Here is a 15,070-nt window from a genome sequence, read left to right on the forward strand (position 1 = left end):
GCCGTTGAGCAACCGCGCCCCCGCGGACGTATACCCCCGTGGGCGCCGCGCGGCTCCGTGTCCGGACCGGTACTCGGGCGTCGCTGACCGTATTGGCCCGGTCGTGGCAGAATCAAACGGCCGGAAGGGACCGCGGCCCGACGGGAGGGAGTGGCGATGCCTGCGAGCATCCTCGAGGAGGTCGGTCACCTCCTCGACGGAGCGGTGGCACGGAACACGGTCACCCGTCTCAGCTGCCCTTCCTGCGGTTCCGCACACGTCGCCCAGGTCCTCGGTGACAACGGCGGCATCTCCTACGTGTGCACGGCCTGCGGCCACAGCTGGAGCTGACCGATGGGTGCACACAGGCGGAAGTGCGACTGGTGCGGCAGCGGCACCCCGATCGTGCGGGACATGGAGCCGGTCAACCCGGACTACCAGTACTGGTGCGAGGAGTGCGCGCGGGCGCTGATCATAAAGGGCGACCCGATCGAGACCTACCGCGAACTCGAGGGCGAGCCGATCTACGGCCGGCTCCTGGAGGAGCACTGCACGCTCAAGCGCTTCTACTCGTTCGTGACGGCGTAACGACCGTCACAAGAGGGCGAAACGGGCAAACGGGAAACGATTTGGTGTTGGGCCCGGTGGACCGTGTAATGTTGGCGTCGCCGCCGGGGAAACCGGGCGGAACGCAGGAACAAGGGGCTATAGCTCAGTTGGTAGAGCGCCTGCATGGCATGCAGGAGGTCAGGAGTTCAATTCTCCTTAGCTCCACAGAAGAACCCCCCGGATCACCGATCCGGGGGGTTCGTTCGTGTCCGGCTCCCGCTCAGCGTCCGAGCGCCCGGCGGCCCCGGCCCTGGGAGAGCACCGGCAGATTGGTGCGCGAGGACGGCGCCTGTCCGCGGGTGTCCTCCTCGATGCGCAGGGCGAGCGCCGGGCAGCGGCGCACCGCGCGCACCGCCTTGGCCTCCGCGAAACGCGGGACGTCCGCCTGCGCCACCGTCGGGAAGCCGTCGGCGCCGAGCTCGAAGACCTCCGGGAGGATGTCCGCGCACAGGCCGTGGCCGCGGCACAGCGTCCAGTCGACGTAGATCTTCTGCCGGCTGGGGCCGTTCTCCTCCCCGCCGCCCGGGACGCCCGTCGGGGCCGTGCCGCCCTCGAAGAGCGGCAGGACGCCCTCCACGGGCCGCCCGCAGCCGTTGCCGAGGACGTGGGCCGCGAGGTCGTCCGTGAACGCCTTGACGGTCGACTCCAGGAACATCGCCGAACCGTCCGGGTGCGAGCAGGCGCCGCGCCGCTTGACGTTCCTGGCGACCTGCTTGAGCGCCTCGAGGGCGGCCGGTCCGCCGCCGTTCAGGATGTCCTCCATGCCGCGCGCCGCGGCCGGCAGACCGAGGTAGCAGGGGCCGCACTGGCCCGCGCTCTCCTGGGCCAGCCACTGCGCCACCCGCAGCGACTCGCCCAGCGGGCAGGTGTTCTGACCGATCGGCAGGATCGCGCCCGCGCCGAGCGAGCCGCCCACCTGCTGGAGCGAGTTGCGGGAGACGATCGCCTCGTCCACGGTCGCCGCGTCGATCCACTTGCCGTGGTAGCCGCCGGTCAGCACGCCCTGCGGCACCGGCGGGGCGCCGGCCAGCTGGAGGACGTAGCGCAGCGGCACGCCCGTGGGCACCTCGATCACCATCGGGCGGGCCACCGCGCCGGAGACCGTGAGCATGACGGTGCCCGGCTCGTCGTACAGGCCGGTGTTGCCGTAGCGCTCCGGGCCGATGCGGGCGGCGATCGCCAGCTGGGCGAAGGTCTCGGCGTTGGACAGCAGGGTCGGGGCGCCGCCGACGCCGCTCTTCGACGCGCTGACCTTGCGGCCGGGCGGGATGGCCGGGCCGCCGTCGATGGAGCGGATCAGCGAGGCCGCCGCGCCGGTGACCATCCGCACCGGATTGCGCTGCACGCGGGCGCGCAGGGCGGAGCGGCGCCCGTTGCTCAGGCCGCGTTCGGCGAGCGCGGCCTCCATGGAGCGCTGCGTGGACTCCCGGGTCACCCCGATGACGAGGGTGCGGGCGCCCATGGCCTCGGCGCACAGCAGCGCGCCGTCCAGGATGAGGTGCGGGGCACGGTTGATGAGCACCGTGTCCTTGCGGCAGGCCGGTTCGTCCTCGCTGCCGTTGACGACGACGACCGGCCGGACGCCGCGCTTGATCGCCGATTCGGCGACCGAGCGCAGCTTCTTGTGGAAGGGGAAGCCCGCGCCGCCGCGGCCCCTGAGGTTGATGCGTTCGGCGAGCTGGGCGAGCTGCTCGCCGCCCAGGGGTTCGAGCGGGCCGTGCACCTTGAGGTGCATGGGCAGATCCAGTCGTTCGACAAGGTCGAAGCCCGACGTGAGCTGGGGAAGACCGACCACGCGGACTTCGGGGACGTCGGGCAGGGCCTCGTTCACCAAGAGCCTCCGGAAGGCGTGTTCCAGGGTTCGCCCGAACCCGGTGCGTCGAAGTCGCGGGACCTGGGGGACGCACCGGGGGCTGGTTCAGTGGCGGGACCGCTGTTGTACGTGTCTGGCGGGTTGTACGTGCCGTAGGGGCTGTTTGTCTCACCGGTGTCGTACACGTCACGTCCGCCGTGGCCGGACGTGCCCGGATCGCCGTAGGCCGGGATGGTGTGTCCGGTGTCCTGGAGCGGGTCGTAGGCCGACGGGGGCGCCTCGCCGACCGGGGGCGGCGACGGGACCGGCCAGCTGCCCGAGACGCTCGCGCCGCTGTCGACGAGCGGGAACACCTCGGTGGGCCGCAGGTCCGGCGGGAGCTCGGCCGGGTCGGCGGTCAGCGGCCGCTGCCGTGCCCGGGACGGGCCGGAGACGGCGCGGTAGGCCGCCGCGAAGCCGTTCGGCGGCTCCGGGGGAGGGGGAGCGAGGCGCTCCGCGGGCTCGTACAGCGGCCCGGACGGGGACGGCACGCGCGGCGAGGCAGCCTCGCGGCGCCCCTGGCCCGGCAGCGCGGCGCCGGCCGTCGCCCAGGCCCGGGGCTCCGCCGGCTCCTCCCGGGCCTCCGTCCCGAGGAACCCGGCGATCCGGTCGGCCACCCGGCGCTTGACCGGGCGGGGGGCCGCGCGCAGCGCCAGGGCGGCCATGACGCCGAGCAGGGACAGGCCGTACAGGAAGGTGAAGACCGGCTTCGCCGCGCGACCCGCGTAGAGCCCGTGCAGCAGCGCGGCGCACCAGGCCGGGTAGGCCAGCATGTGCATGGCCCGCCAGCGGGCGGCGACCGGGGCGGGGGAGGCGAAGCGGTTGCGCAGGGCACCGGTGACGCCCACGAAGATCATGAGCATGCTGGCCACGGTGCCGAGGCCGATCAGGAAGGCTCTGCCGCCGAACGCCTCGTCCTCCGTCGCCAGGAGCCCGAACGGGATCACCGCGGCGACCCACGTGGTGTGGTCCAGCAGCAGCTTGACCACGATGTGGATCAGGAGGAACACGACCGAGGCGACGGCGGTGCTCCGGTGCACCGCCTGGGCGAGGATCCGCCGGCGCGTGTCGAGGACGATCCGGTCCTGGGCGACCAGTCCCCAGATCACCGAGCAGCTCAGGAAGACGAGGGAGAGGACGCCGGCGCCGAAGTCCAGGAACTGGGCGAAGGTGTCGTCCGCCGTGCTGTCGGTCGTCACCGCGAGACACCTCCGCGCGTCACGGCGGCGGGGGAGGGGGACGGACGGTTACTGCGGGGGTCGTGCAGGGGAGGGTTCATGGGGGCAACTCCGAAGCGGTTCGGGAAGGCGGTCCCGCAGCCGCACTCTAGGTCGCGCCGTACTCGTGAGTACGAGGTTTGAGTTATTGCGCTGTTATCAAATGACAATCCGCTCGTTGTGTTGCCCCTTAGTGGTCGTTACGCGAAGTAACCTTTGACCTTGGTTCAGGTGGTGCGGGAATCCCGGCGGCCGGCGGGGGACACCGGCCGGCATGGAAGCCCGTCGCGGCCCGATCGGCGACTGCGGTACCCTGACGCCATGCGTGCCGTACGCCTTCTGCTTAGCGAGCCGCGCTGATCAGTCCCGACCCCGGTCGTAGTCCGGTGGCCGGAATCGGCGCGGCGTCCCCTCCTGTGCGAGGGGATTTTTCATTTCCCGGCATCCGCAGCCGCTGGTCTTGAATGTCGCAGCCGCTGGCAGAGACGATCGATGGAGCTTTGAGGATCATGAGCGAGACGAACCCCGCGGCGACCGCCCCTGTGTCGGCGGACGCCGCGCCGCACCGCTACACGGCTGCCCTGGCCGCCGAGATCGAGGCACGCTGGCAGGACTTCTGGGACGCCGAGGGGACGTACGCCGCGCCGAACCCCAAGGGTGACCTGGCGGGGGACCCGGAGCTGGTCGCCCGGCCCAAGAAGTTCATCATGGACATGTTCCCGTACCCCTCGGGTGCGGGCCTGCACGTCGGCCACCCCCTGGGCTACATCGCGACCGACGTCTACGCCCGCTTCCAGCGGATGACCGGCCACAACGTCCTGCACACCCTGGGCTTCGACGCCTTCGGACTGCCCGCCGAGCAGTACGCCGTGCAGACCGGCACGCACCCGCGCGTGTCGACCGAGGCCAACATGGAGAACATGAAGTCCCAGCTGCGCCGGCTGGGCCTGGGCCACGACAAGCGCCGGTCGTTCGCCACGATCGACCCCGAGTACTACAAGTGGACCCAGTGGATCTTCCTGCAGATCTTCAACTCCTGGTACGACGAGGAGGCGCGGAGGGCCCGCCCCATCGCCGAGCTGGTCGCGCAGTTCGAGTCCGGTGAGCGCGGCGTCCGCGGCGACCGCTCCTGGAACGAGCTGACCGAGGCCGAGCGCGCCGACGTCCTGGGCGAGTACCGCCTGGCCTACGCCTCCGACGCGCCCGTCAACTGGTGCCCCGGCCTGGGCACCGTGCTGGCCAACGAGGAGGTCACCGCCGACGGCCGCTCCGAGCGCGGCAACTTCCCCGTCTTCAAGTCCAAGCTGCGCCAGTGGAACATGCGCATCACCGCCTACGCCGACCGGCTGCTGGAGGACCTGGACGCGCTGGACTGGCCCGAGGCCATCAAGCTGCAGCAGCGCAACTGGATCGGCCGCTCCGAGGGCGCCCGCGTCGACTTCCCCATCGACGGCGAGAACATCACCGTCTTCACCACCCGCCCCGACACCCTGTTCGGCGCCACCTACATGGTGCTGGCGCCCGAGCACCCGCTGGTCGAGAAGTTCACCCCGGACGCCTGGCCCGAGGGCACCCACGACGTGTGGACCGGCGGTCACGCCACCCCCGCCGAGGCCGTCGCCGCGTACCGCGCGCAGGCCGCGTCGAAGTCCGACGTCGAGCGGCAGGCCGAGGCCAAGGACAAGACCGGTGTCTTCATCGGCGCGTACGCCACGAACCCGGTCAACGGCGAGCAGGTCCCGGTCTTCGTCGCCGACTACGTCCTGATGGGCTACGGCACCGGCGCCATCATGGCCGTGCCGGCCGGCGACCAGCGCGACTTCGAGTTCGCGCGCGCCTTCGAGCTGCCGATCACCTGCATCGTCGAGCCGACCGACGGCCGCGGCACCGACACCTCCACCTGGGAGAACGCGTTCGCCTCGTACGACGCGAAGATCATCAACTCGTCGAACGACGAGGTCTCCCTGGACGGCCTGTCCGTCGTCGAGGCCAAGGCGCGCATCACCGAGTGGCTGGAGCGCGAGGGCCGCGGCGCGGGCACCGTCAACTTCCGCCTGCGCGACTGGCTGTTCAGCCGCCAGCGCTACTGGGGCGAGCCCTTCCCGATCGTCTACGACGAGGACGGCATCGCCCACGCGCTGCCCGAGTCGATGCTGCCGCTGGAGCTGCCCGAGGTCGAGGACTACTCCCCGCGCACCTTCGACCCGGACGACGCCGACACCCGGCCCGAGACGCCGCTGTCCCGCAACGAGGACTGGGTCCACGTCACCCTGGACCTGGGCGACGGCCCGAAGAAGTACCGGCGCGAGACCAACACCATGCCCAACTGGGCCGGTTCCTGCTGGTACGAGCTGCGCTACCTGGACCCGCACAACAGCGAGCAGCTGGTCGACCCGGAGATCGAGCAGTACTGGATGGGCCCGCGCGAGGGCCTGCCGCACGGTGGCGTGGACCTGTACGTCGGCGGCGCCGAGCACGCCGTGCTGCACCTGCTGTACGCGCGCTTCTGGTCCAAGGTGCTGTTCGACCTGGGACACGTGTCCTCGGCCGAGCCGTTCCACAAGCTGTTCAACCAGGGCATGATCCAGGCATACGTCTACCGCGACAGCCGCGGCATCGCGGTGCCGGCCGCCGAGGTCGAGGAGCGAGACGGCGCCTACTGGTACCAGGGCGAGAAGGTCTCCCGGCTGCTGGGCAAGATGGGCAAGTCCCTGAAGAACGCGGTCACCCCGGACGAGATCTGCGCCGAGTACGGCGCCGACACCCTGCGCCTGTACGAGATGGCGATGGGCCCCCTGGACGTCTCCCGGCCGTGGGACACGCGCGCGGTGGTGGGCCAGTTCCGGCTGCTGCAGCGGCTGTGGCGCAACGTCGTCGACGAGGACAGCGGCGAGCTGACGGTCGCCGACACCGAGCCCGACGAGGACACGCTGCGCGCGCTGCACAAGGCGATCGACGGGGTGCGGCAGGACCTGGAGGGCATGCGGTTCAACACCGCCATCGCCAAGGTCACCGAGCTGAACAACCACCTGACGAAGGCGGGCGGCCCGGTCGCGCGCTCGGTCGCCGAGCCGCTGGTGCTGATGGTCGCGCCGCTGGCCCCGCACATCGCCGAGGAGCTGTGGCGCAGGCTGGGCCACACCGACTCGGTCGTCCACCGGGACTTCCCGGTCGCCGACCCGGCGTACGTCGTGGACGAGACGGTGACCTGCGTCGTGCAGATCAAGGGCAAGGTCAAGGCGCGGCTGGAGGTCGCCCCGTCCATCTCCGACGAGGAGCTGGAGAAGGCGGCGCTGGCCGACGAGAAGGTCGTGGCCGCGCTGGGCGAGGCCGGGATCCGCAAGGTGATCGTGCGGGCGCCGAAGCTGGTGAACATCGTCCCGGCCTGACCGGCCGACCGCTCGGGGTGGTCCCCTACGGGCAGGTTCGGGGTTCGTGTGGAACCCCGGGCCTGCCCGTTGCGTTTACCGTGGAAGAGCGGCGCGGCGGGCGCCGCGGCCTGCCCGGTGGGCGGGCCGGACGGTTCGAGGAGGAGCTTCGTGGAAGCGGTCATCACAGTCTTCGCCCTGCTCTTCGTGCTCGCCGTCGTGCTGGGCGTCTACGCCACGGTGAAGGCGGTCGGCGCCGCCAAGCGCAGCGTGGACCGCGGCATCACCCAGGCCCGCCGCACGGTCGAGGACCACACCCTGCGGGCCAAGTCCCTCGTCCAGGTGGGCCCGGCGGCGGAGCTGGCACAGCTGCGGCTGAAGCTGCGGACCTCGATGCGGGCCACGCAGGACGCGCTGCACGCGGGCGCGGCCGAGGACGAGTCCCTGAAGGAGTCCCTCGCCCTCTTCGAGCGGCTCAGCGCGCACGGGTTCGAACTGGACGGTGAGCTGCGGCGGCTGGAGTCGGAGCCGGACCGGGCCACGCTCGCCGAGCGCCTGCCCGGGCTGCGCGAGCGCACCGAGCGCATCACGCGGTCGGCGGAGTCCCTGCGCTGGGCGGCCCGTGACCGGGCCCGCCACTTCGCGGACGACGACCTGGACTCGCTCAGCGCCCAGATCGACGTCGAGGCGGGTGCCCTGCGGCACTGGACGGACGCCGGGCCCGCCGCCGCGCCGCGGTCCTGGCCCGAGGCCCCGGCCGCCGACGCCCCGGCCGCCGGGCAGACCTGGCCCGAGCCGCCGCGGCAGGACGAGGCCCAGGAGCCGGCGCGGCCCGCCATCACCCCGCCCGGCCCGCGGCCCGTGCACCCCTGGCAGAAGCAGGCCCGCCCGGAGAACACGGCCTGACCGGGGGACCCTCCGCGCCGGTCGCCGGGGCCGGTCTGCCGTGGGGGCACTACGGCAGGTAACCTCCAGCTCATGTCCCGCCATGTCGCGATCGTCACGGATTCAACGGCCTACCTCCCGGCCCGGACGATGGAGCGGCACCGCATCACCGCGGTCCCCCTGACCGTGGTCCTGGGAGACCGGGCGCTGGAGGAGGGCACCGAGATCTCGACCCGCTCGCTGGCCCAGGCCCTGCAGAAGCGCCGCCCGGTCACCACCTCGCGCCCCAGCCCCGCCCTCTTCGCCGAGACCTACCGCAGGATCGCCGAGTCGGGCGCCGACGGCATCGTCTCCCTGCACCTGTCCGCCGAACTCTCGGGCACCTACGACGCCGCGGTCGTCGCCGCGCGCGAGGCGCCGGTCCCCGTGCGGGTCGTGGACACCGGGATGATCGCGATGGCCCTCGGGTTCTGCGCGCTCGCCGCGGCCGGGGCGGCGGAGACGGGCGGCACGGTGGACGAGGCGGTCACGGCCGCGGAGAAACGGGCCGCGGGCACGGCCGCCTACTTCTACGTCGACACCCTCGACTACCTGCGCCGCGGCGGCCGGATCGGGGCGGCACAGGCGCTGTTCGGCTCCGCGCTCGCAGTGAAGCCGCTGCTCCAGCTCGACGGCGGCCGCATCGAACCGCTGGAGAAGGTGCGGACGGCCTCGAAGGCGATCGTCCGCCTGGAGGAGATCGTCGCGGACCGCGCGGGCAGCGCCCCGGTCGACGTCGCCGTCCACCATCTCGCCGCCCCCGACCGGGCGTCGGCCCTGGCAAACCGCCTGCGGGACCGGGTGCCGGGGCTGGCCGACCTGCACGTGAGCGAGGTCGGCGCGGTGATCGGGGCGCACACCGGACCCGGACTGCTCGGAGTCGTGGTCTCGCCCCGGTAGACCGGCGGGAGAGCCGCGTCGCCGCCCGCCCTCACCTGTGAGGGTGGGGGAGATATCCACAACCCGGTCCCCGTCCACGGAGATCGGCCATGATCGTCGCGGGACGGCCGGGGTGCCCGATCCTCGGCGCATGGCTCTTCGATCACGTTCCCGCACAGCGGCCGCGAGCAGCGGACCGGGCCGTGGACCGGCGTCCGACGGCCGCACCCGGCCGTCCCGGCGCCGCCCGCGTCCGCACGGCCGGGCACGGCACCGTCACGCGCCGGCGGAGGAGCTCCGCCGTCGGGCGCAGGCGCTCTTCGCCGAACCGGGTGAGGAGGAGCCGGGGGAGTCGGGGACGGGGCCGCCCGGCGGGACGGGGGCCGCCGGGGCGCCCGGCGGTGTCCTCGCCGGGCCCGACGGCGCCGGGCCCGACGGCGCCGGGCCCGACGGCGCCGGGCCCGACGGCGCCGGACCCGCGGAGGCCGCCCCGCCGGCAGGCGCCCTCGCACCGTCCTGGCGGGAGCGGGTCGGGCCCGCGCTGCGGGAGCGGATGCCGGTGTGGCTGCAGAACCGGTGCGGGATGGAGCGGCGCAGCGTGGCCGCGCTCACGGTGCTGCTCGTCGTCGCCGCGGGCCTCGCAGCGCAGCACTTCTGGACCGGCCGCACCGGGACGGTGGCGGCACCCGAGATGGTGCGGGAGGTGGCCACCCACGGCACACCGGAGCCGGGCGCGGCGGAGACCGGCGAGGGCGCGGCTGCCGGCGCCCCCCGGCCCGCTGGGACGGCCCCGGCCGGTGCCGGGATCGTCGTGGACGTCGCCGGCAAGGTCCGCGAACCCGGCGTCCACCGCCTGCCGGCCGGCTCCCGGGTCGAGGACGCCCTGCGGGCGGCCGGAGGCGTGCGGCCGGGCACCGGCACCGACGGCCTGAACCGGGCCCGCTTCCTCGTGGACGGCGAACAGGTGATCGTCGGAGTGCCTGTGCCGCCCGGCGCGGGAGCCGTCCCGGGCGGCACGGCCCCGGGCGGCCCGGCCGGCCCGGCGACGGGAACGGCCCCGGTCTCCCTCAACACGGCGACCGCGGAGCAGCTCGAGACGCTGCCGGGCGTCGGCCCCGTCCTGGCCCGGCACATCGTCGACTACCGCACGCAGCACGGCGGCTTCCGGTCGGTGGACGAGCTGCGCGAGGTCAACGGCATCGGCGAGCGGCGCTTCGCCGATCTGCGCGACCTCGTCCGGCCATGAGCGCGCCCACGGGGCCGGCGACGGGGGCGAACCCCGACGACGCCCGCGCCGCCGTCCACGCCGCGTCCGGGCACCGGCTCGGCGCCGCCCGCCCCCGGCAGGAGGGCCCCGCGGACCTGCGGCTCGTACCGCCCGCCCTGGCCGCCTGGGCGACGGCGGCGCTGATGCTGGACGCGGCACCGCGGTGGTCCCTCGGTGTGGTGCTCGGCTGCGTGGCGGCGGCCGGTGCGCTGCTGGGGACGCGACGGCGCGCGGGGCGTGGCTGGGCCCCCGTGCCGGCCGCCGCCGTGCTCCTCTGCGTGGCCGCGTCCGCCGCCTCGGCGGCGCTGCACGGAGCGGACCTGCGCCGCGGTCCCCTCCCGGAGCTGGCCCGGCAGTACGCCACCGTGACCGCCGAGGTGGAGATCACCGCGGATCCCCGGCCGACCCGGCCCCGGGTCCGCGGGGACCGCGCGGCACCGCCGGCCGTGGTGATCGAGGCCGACGTACGCCGGGTGCGGCAGGCCGACGGGAGGACGGTGGCGACGCGGACGCCGGTGCTGGTGCTCGTCGACACCGGTGCCGGTACCGGAAGGCCGGGCGGTGCCTCGGCCGCCGCGGCCGGAGGTCCCCGCGCCGCCGGTGGCGGGCCGGGCGCCGGACCCTGGCTCGCCCTGCTGCCGAGCACGCGGCTGCGCGTCGACGCGCGGACGGTGCCCCCGAGGGCGGGCGGGGACCGGATCGCCGCCGTGCTGCGGGTGCGGGGCCAGGAGGCACCGGACGTGGTGGCCGGGCCGTCCGGGCCGCAGCGGACGGCCGGCCGGCTGCGCGCGGGACTGCGGGAGGCCACCGACGGGCTGCCCTCGGACGCCAGGGCACTGCTGCCGGGCCTGGTCGTCGGGGACACCTCCCGCGTCACGCCCGAGCTGGAGGAGGCATTCAAGGAGACCGACCTCGCGCACACGCTGGCCGTGTCCGGGGCCAACTTCACGATCGTGCTCGCGCTGCTGCTCGGACCGCCCGGGCTGGCCCAGTACAGCGAACGCCGGGGGCTGGCGCCGCGCCTCGGGATCTCCCTGCGGACGACCGCGCTGCTCGGCGGGGTGCTCGCCCTGGCCTTCGTCGTGGTGTGCCGGCCCGATCCGAGCGTGCTGCGGGCGGCCGCGTGCGGATCCGTCGCCCTGCTCGCCCTGGCCACCGGCCGCCGCAGGTCCCTGCTCCCGGCACTGGCGACCGCCGTCCTGCTGCTGGTGCTGTACGACCCGTGGCTCGCCCGCAGTTACGGCTTCCTGCTCTCCGTACTGGCCACCGGCGCCCTGCTCACGCTCGCGCCGCGGTGGAGCGCGGCGCTGCGCCGGCGCCGGGTGCCGCCCCGGCTCGCCGAGGCGCTGGCCGCCGCCGGCGCCGCGCAGGCCCTGTGCGCGCCGGTGGTCGCCGTGCTGTCGGCCCGGGTGAGCCTGGTGGCGGTGCCGTGCAACCTGCTGGTGGAGTTCGCGGTGGCGCCGGCGACGGTGCTGGGCTTCGCGGCCCTCGCGACGGCGCCGTTGGCGATGCCGGTGGCCAAGGCGTTCGCCTGGTGCGCGGGTTGGCCGGCCGGGTGGATCGCGGGGACCGCCCGCACCGGGGCCGCGCTGCCCGGAGCGGGCGTGGACTGGCCCGGCGGCTGGACGGGGGCGGCGCTGCTCGCCCTCGCCACGGCGGGCGTGCTGCTCGTCGGCCGGCGGCTGCTGCGGCATCCCTGGTGGTGCGGTGTCTGCGCGTTGCTGCTGGTGCTCGCGGTGGTGCAGCCGGGGCCGCTGCCACGGGTGATCACGGGGTGGCCGCCGCCGGGGTGGCGCATGGTGATGTGCGACGTGGGGCAGGGGGACGCCCTGGTGCTCGCGGCCGGCCCGGGCGCGGGAGTGGTCGTGGACGCCGGGCCCGATCCGGTGCTCGTCGACCGCTGTCTGCGCTCGCTCGGCATCACCGAGATCCCGCTGGTCGTACTGACCCACTTCCACGCCGACCACGTGGCGGGCCTGCCCGGGGTGCTGCGGGGCCGGCCGGTGGGCGCGATCGAGACGACCGGACTCGAGGAGCCCGCGGACCAGGCCGGGTTCGTCCGCAGACTGGCGGCGGCACGACGGATCCCCGTGCGGTCCGCCGCCGCCGGGGAACAGCGGCGGACCGGAGCGCTGTCCTGGGAGGTGGTCTGGCCACCGCCGGCGCCACCGCGGGAACCGCGGCCGGGCACGGTGCCGGGCGCGCCGACGGCCCCGGCACCGGACCCACCGACGGGCACGGCGAGCACGGCGAGCCCCAACGACGCCAGCGTCACGCTGCTGGTGCGCACGGCCGGGCTGCGCCTGCTGCTGCTCGGGGACCTTGAGCCCCCGGCCCAGCAACAGTTGGCGAGGTCACCGGCGGCCGCCGCGCTGGAAGGGGCCGACGTGCTGAAGGTGGCCCACCACGGCTCCGCCCACCAGGACCCCGCCCTGATACGGCGGGTGGCGCCGCGCCTGGCGCTGATCAGCTGCGGCGAGGACAACCCGTACGGACACCCGGCCCCCGGCACGGTCGCGGCACTGCGGGCCGGGGGTGCGATGGTGCTGCGCACGGACCGGGACGGGGCGCTTGCGGTGACCGGCACGGGGGAGGCGTTGCGGGTCGCGGGAGACTGAGCGAATGGAGACACGACAGATCGACGCCTACCTCCGCCGCCTGGGCGCCGGGCGCCCGGCACGGCCCACCCTCGACGCCCTGCGCGAGCTGCACCTGCGCCATCTGCGGACGGTGCCGTTCGAGAACCTCTCCGTCCACCTGGGCGAGGAGATCGTGCTGGAGCGGGAACGGCTGCTGGGCAAGGTCGTCGACGCCCGTCGCGGCGGGTTCTGCTACGAACTCAACGGCCTCTTCGGCGCGTTGCTGAGCGCGCTCGGGTACGAGGTCACGCTGCTCGCGGCGCGGGTGTACGGGGACGGGGGTGCGCTCGGGATCCCGTACGACCATCTGGCGCTGCTCGTGCGGACGGTGGACGCGGGCGACTGGCTGGCCGACGTCGGGTTCGGGGCGCACAGCCACGGCCCGCTGGAGTTCGGGGAGCGGGGCGAGCAGAAGGATCCCGGGGGAGTGTTCCGGATCGCGGAGGCGGGTCCGGACGCGGCCGGGGCGGGCGGCGGCCACGATCCGGCCCGGGCGGCCGACCTGGACGTGCTGTGCGACGGGAAGCCCGTGTACCGGCTGGAGCCGCGCCCGAGGGTGCTCGGTGACTTCGTGTCCGGCGCGTGGTGGCACAGCACCTCGCCCCGGTCGCACTTCCTGAAGGCGCCGGTGTGCTCACGGCTCACGGAGGACGGCGGACGGATCACGCTCAGCGGGCGCCGGCTCACGACGACGGCCGCCGACGGGGGACGGGAGGCACGCGAACTGGCGGCGGACGAGGAGGTGCTGGCGGCCTACCGGGACCTCTTCGGCATCCACCTCGACCGGGTGCCGTCTCCGCCCGGCCGGTGAGGGAGCCGGGCGGAGCCGGCCGGTGAGGGGGCCGGGCCCGGACGCGTGGCCCCCCACCTGGGAGTTCGCTCGCAGTCCCGTGCCCGACAATGGTGCGTGTGAGTGACGTGAGACATGTCCTGGTGCTGCCCGACCGCGACGCCGCGGAGGAGGTGGCCCAGGAGCTCGGGGAGCGGTTCGGGCTCGCCGAGGAGCCGCAGCTCGTCCGGGACGCCCTGGCCGGTGAGGACGACGCCGAGGACGCCCAGTGGCTGGTCGTCCTGCGGGACGAGGACGAGCGGCTGGACCCCGGCGCGCTCGACGAGTTCGTACGCGCGTGGGACGGCTGGCGCGAGGAGCCGTAGCCCGGCCGCTGCGGGCCGCCCGGGAGTCGGCCGCTCCGGGAGCCGGGGGGAGTCGCGGGAGCCGGGGGCGTCGCGGGAGCCGCGCGGCGTCGCGGGCCGGGGCTCGCTGTCGGTGGTGCGTGCGATGCTTGTCACGATGGCCAGGAAGACTGCGAATGACGACCCGCTCGCCCCGGTGACCCTTGCCGTGGGCCAGGAGGACCTCCTGCTCGACCGTGCCGTGCAGGAGGTGGTGGCCGCCGCGAAGGCCGCCGACGCCGACACGGACGTCCGCGACCTGACCCCCGACCAGCTCCAGCCCGGCACGCTCGCCGAGCTCACCAGCCCCTCGCTCTTCGCCGAGCGCAAGGTCGTGGTCGTACGCAACGCGCAGGACCTGTCCGCCGACACGGTCAAGGACGTCAAGGGCTACCTCGGCGCACCGGCCGAGGAGATCACCCTCGTCCTGCTGCACGCGGGCGGCGCCAAGGGCAAGGGCCTGCTGGACGCCGCGCGCAAGGCGGGGGCGCGCGAGGTGGCGTGCCCGAAGATGACCAAGCCCGCGGACCGGCTGGCGTTCGTGCGGGCGGAGTTCCGCACCGCCGGGCGGTCGGCCACCCCGGAGGCGTGCCAGGCGCTGGTCGACGCCATCGGCAGCGACCTGCGGGAGTTGGCGTCGGCGGTGTCGCAGCTGGCCGCGGACGTCGAGGGGACGATCGACGAGGCGGTCGTCGGGCGGTACTACACCGGACGCGCGGAGGCCTCCAGCTTCACCGTCGCCGACCGGGCGGTCGAGGGACGGGCGGCGGAGGCACTGGAGGCGCTGCGCTGGTCGCTGGCGACCGGAGTGGCGCCGGTGCTGATCACCAGCGCGCTCGCCCAGGGCGTGCGGGCCATCGGCAAGCTGTCGTCCGCGCGCGGCGGGCGCCCCGCCGACCTCGCCCGCGAGCTCGGGATGCCGCCCTGGAAGATCGACCGCGTCCGGCAGCAGATGCGCGGGTGGACACCGGACGGCGTGTCCGTGGCCCTGCGCGCGGTGGCCGAGGCGGACGCCGGGGTCAAGGGCGGCAGCGACGACCCGGAGTACGCGCTGGAGAAGGCCGTGGTGACCATCGCCCGGGCGGCGCGTTCGCGGGGACGGGCGTAGAGCCCGTCGTTCCGGCGGCCGTTCACACCGAAGGCCCCGGTGGCCGTCCTGGGGA

General features: G+C 74.5%; 12 protein-coding genes and 1 tRNA gene. 11 read left to right on the forward strand and 2 right to left on the reverse strand.

Annotated features, from left to right (window positions below; translation table 11 throughout):
* Positions 1-156: 156 nt before the first annotated feature.
* The 3 genes from ACFWJB_RS33420 to ACFWJB_RS33430 all read left to right on the forward strand — a co-directional run bounded on the left by ACFWJB_RS33420 (position 157) and on the right by ACFWJB_RS33430 (position 753).
* A complete protein-coding gene (locus ACFWJB_RS33420; protein WP_385468277.1) occupies positions 157-330 on the forward strand; it encodes a hypothetical protein in 174 nt (57 codons plus the stop codon).
* Between the two features lie 3 nt (positions 331-333).
* Positions 334-567: a hypothetical protein gene (locus ACFWJB_RS33425; RefSeq protein WP_003976229.1), complete on the forward strand. Its 234-nt coding sequence runs from the start codon at positions 334-336 to the stop codon at positions 565-567.
* Positions 568-680: 113 nt separating this feature from the next.
* A tRNA-Ala gene (locus ACFWJB_RS33430) sits at positions 681-753 on the forward strand.
* Between the two features lie 55 nt (positions 754-808).
* On the opposite strand, the gene ACFWJB_RS33435 is transcribed toward ACFWJB_RS33430, so the two are convergent.
* Together ACFWJB_RS33435 and ACFWJB_RS33440 are read right to left on the reverse strand one after the other, a co-directional pair.
* Positions 809-2,419 (reverse strand): NADH-ubiquinone oxidoreductase-F iron-sulfur binding region domain-containing protein, encoded by a 1,611-nt coding sequence (locus ACFWJB_RS33435; RefSeq protein ID WP_385468279.1) that lies wholly within the window; start codon positions 2,417-2,419, stop codon positions 809-811.
* Entirely contained in the window at positions 2,416-3,639 is a 1,224-nt protein-coding gene (locus ACFWJB_RS33440) for a cytochrome b/b6 domain-containing protein (protein ID WP_385468282.1), read from the reverse strand. Before ACFWJB_RS33440 ends, ACFWJB_RS33435 begins: the two co-directional genes overlap by 4 nt.
* 527 nt (positions 3,640-4,166) lie before the next feature.
* Here ACFWJB_RS33440 and leuS point away from each other — a divergent pair.
* The 8 genes from leuS (at position 4,167) to holA (ending at position 15,015) form a co-directional block, all read left to right on the forward strand.
* Positions 4,167-7,046 carry a leucine--tRNA ligase gene (gene leuS / locus ACFWJB_RS33445; RefSeq protein ID WP_385468285.1) on the forward strand — a complete coding sequence of 960 codons (2,880 nt, stop codon included), beginning with the start codon at positions 4,167-4,169 and terminating at the stop codon, positions 7,044-7,046.
* 150 nt (positions 7,047-7,196) lie between these two features.
* Positions 7,197-7,931 carry a hypothetical protein gene (locus ACFWJB_RS33450; RefSeq protein WP_386926958.1) on the forward strand — a complete coding sequence of 245 codons (735 nt, stop codon included), beginning with the start codon at positions 7,197-7,199 and terminating at the stop codon, positions 7,929-7,931.
* A 72-nt stretch (positions 7,932-8,003) separates the two neighbouring features.
* Positions 8,004-8,849: a DegV family protein gene (locus tag ACFWJB_RS33455; RefSeq protein WP_386926960.1), complete on the forward strand. Its 846-nt coding sequence runs from the start codon at positions 8,004-8,006 to the stop codon at positions 8,847-8,849.
* 130 nt (positions 8,850-8,979) lie between these two features.
* Complete coding sequence (locus ACFWJB_RS33460; RefSeq protein WP_386926962.1) at positions 8,980-10,074, forward strand: helix-hairpin-helix domain-containing protein; 1,095 nt, start codon at positions 8,980-8,982, stop codon at positions 10,072-10,074.
* Entirely contained in the window at positions 10,071-12,713 is a 2,643-nt protein-coding gene (locus ACFWJB_RS33465) for a ComEC/Rec2 family competence protein (protein WP_386926964.1), read from the forward strand. Before ACFWJB_RS33460 ends, ACFWJB_RS33465 begins: the two co-directional genes overlap by 4 nt.
* Positions 12,714-12,717: 4 nt before the next feature.
* On the forward strand, positions 12,718-13,545 hold the full coding sequence (locus ACFWJB_RS33470) for an arylamine N-acetyltransferase (RefSeq protein ID WP_386926966.1): 828 nt from the start codon (positions 12,718-12,720) through the stop codon (positions 13,543-13,545).
* A gap of 98 nt (positions 13,546-13,643) precedes the next feature.
* Positions 13,644-13,889 (forward strand): hypothetical protein, encoded by a 246-nt coding sequence (locus ACFWJB_RS33475; protein WP_385473165.1) that lies wholly within the window; start codon positions 13,644-13,646, stop codon positions 13,887-13,889.
* A 136-nt stretch (positions 13,890-14,025) separates the two neighbouring features.
* Positions 14,026-15,015: a DNA polymerase III subunit delta gene (gene holA, locus ACFWJB_RS33480; RefSeq protein ID WP_386926968.1), complete on the forward strand. Its 990-nt coding sequence runs from the start codon at positions 14,026-14,028 to the stop codon at positions 15,013-15,015.
* The last annotated feature ends 55 nt before the right edge of the window (positions 15,016-15,070 follow it).

It is taken from the genome of Streptomyces sp. NPDC127100 (genome assembly GCF_042724095.1).
Classification (GTDB): domain Bacteria; phylum Actinomycetota; class Actinomycetes; order Streptomycetales; family Streptomycetaceae; genus Streptomyces.

Bases quoted from the DNA above. Each gene is read 5' to 3' on its own strand.
- ACFWJB_RS33470 (WP_386926966.1), top strand. From the start codon at position 12,718: ATGGAGACACGACAGATCGACGCCTACCTCCGCCGCCTGGGCGCCGGG.
- ACFWJB_RS33425 (WP_003976229.1), top strand. From the start codon at position 334: ATGGGTGCACACAGGCGGAAGTGCGACTGGTGCGGCAGCGGCACCCCG.
- leuS (WP_385468285.1), top strand. From the start codon at position 4,167: ATGAGCGAGACGAACCCCGCGGCGACCGCCCCTGTGTCGGCGGACGCC.
- holA (WP_386926968.1), top strand. From the start codon at position 14,026: ATGGCCAGGAAGACTGCGAATGACGACCCGCTCGCCCCGGTGACCCTT.
- ACFWJB_RS33455 (WP_386926960.1), top strand. From the start codon at position 8,004: ATGTCCCGCCATGTCGCGATCGTCACGGATTCAACGGCCTACCTCCCG.
- ACFWJB_RS33460 (WP_386926962.1), top strand. From the start codon at position 8,980: ATGGCTCTTCGATCACGTTCCCGCACAGCGGCCGCGAGCAGCGGACCG.
- ACFWJB_RS33420 (WP_385468277.1), top strand. From the start codon at position 157: ATGCCTGCGAGCATCCTCGAGGAGGTCGGTCACCTCCTCGACGGAGCG.
- ACFWJB_RS33465 (WP_386926964.1), top strand. From the start codon at position 10,071: ATGAGCGCGCCCACGGGGCCGGCGACGGGGGCGAACCCCGACGACGCC.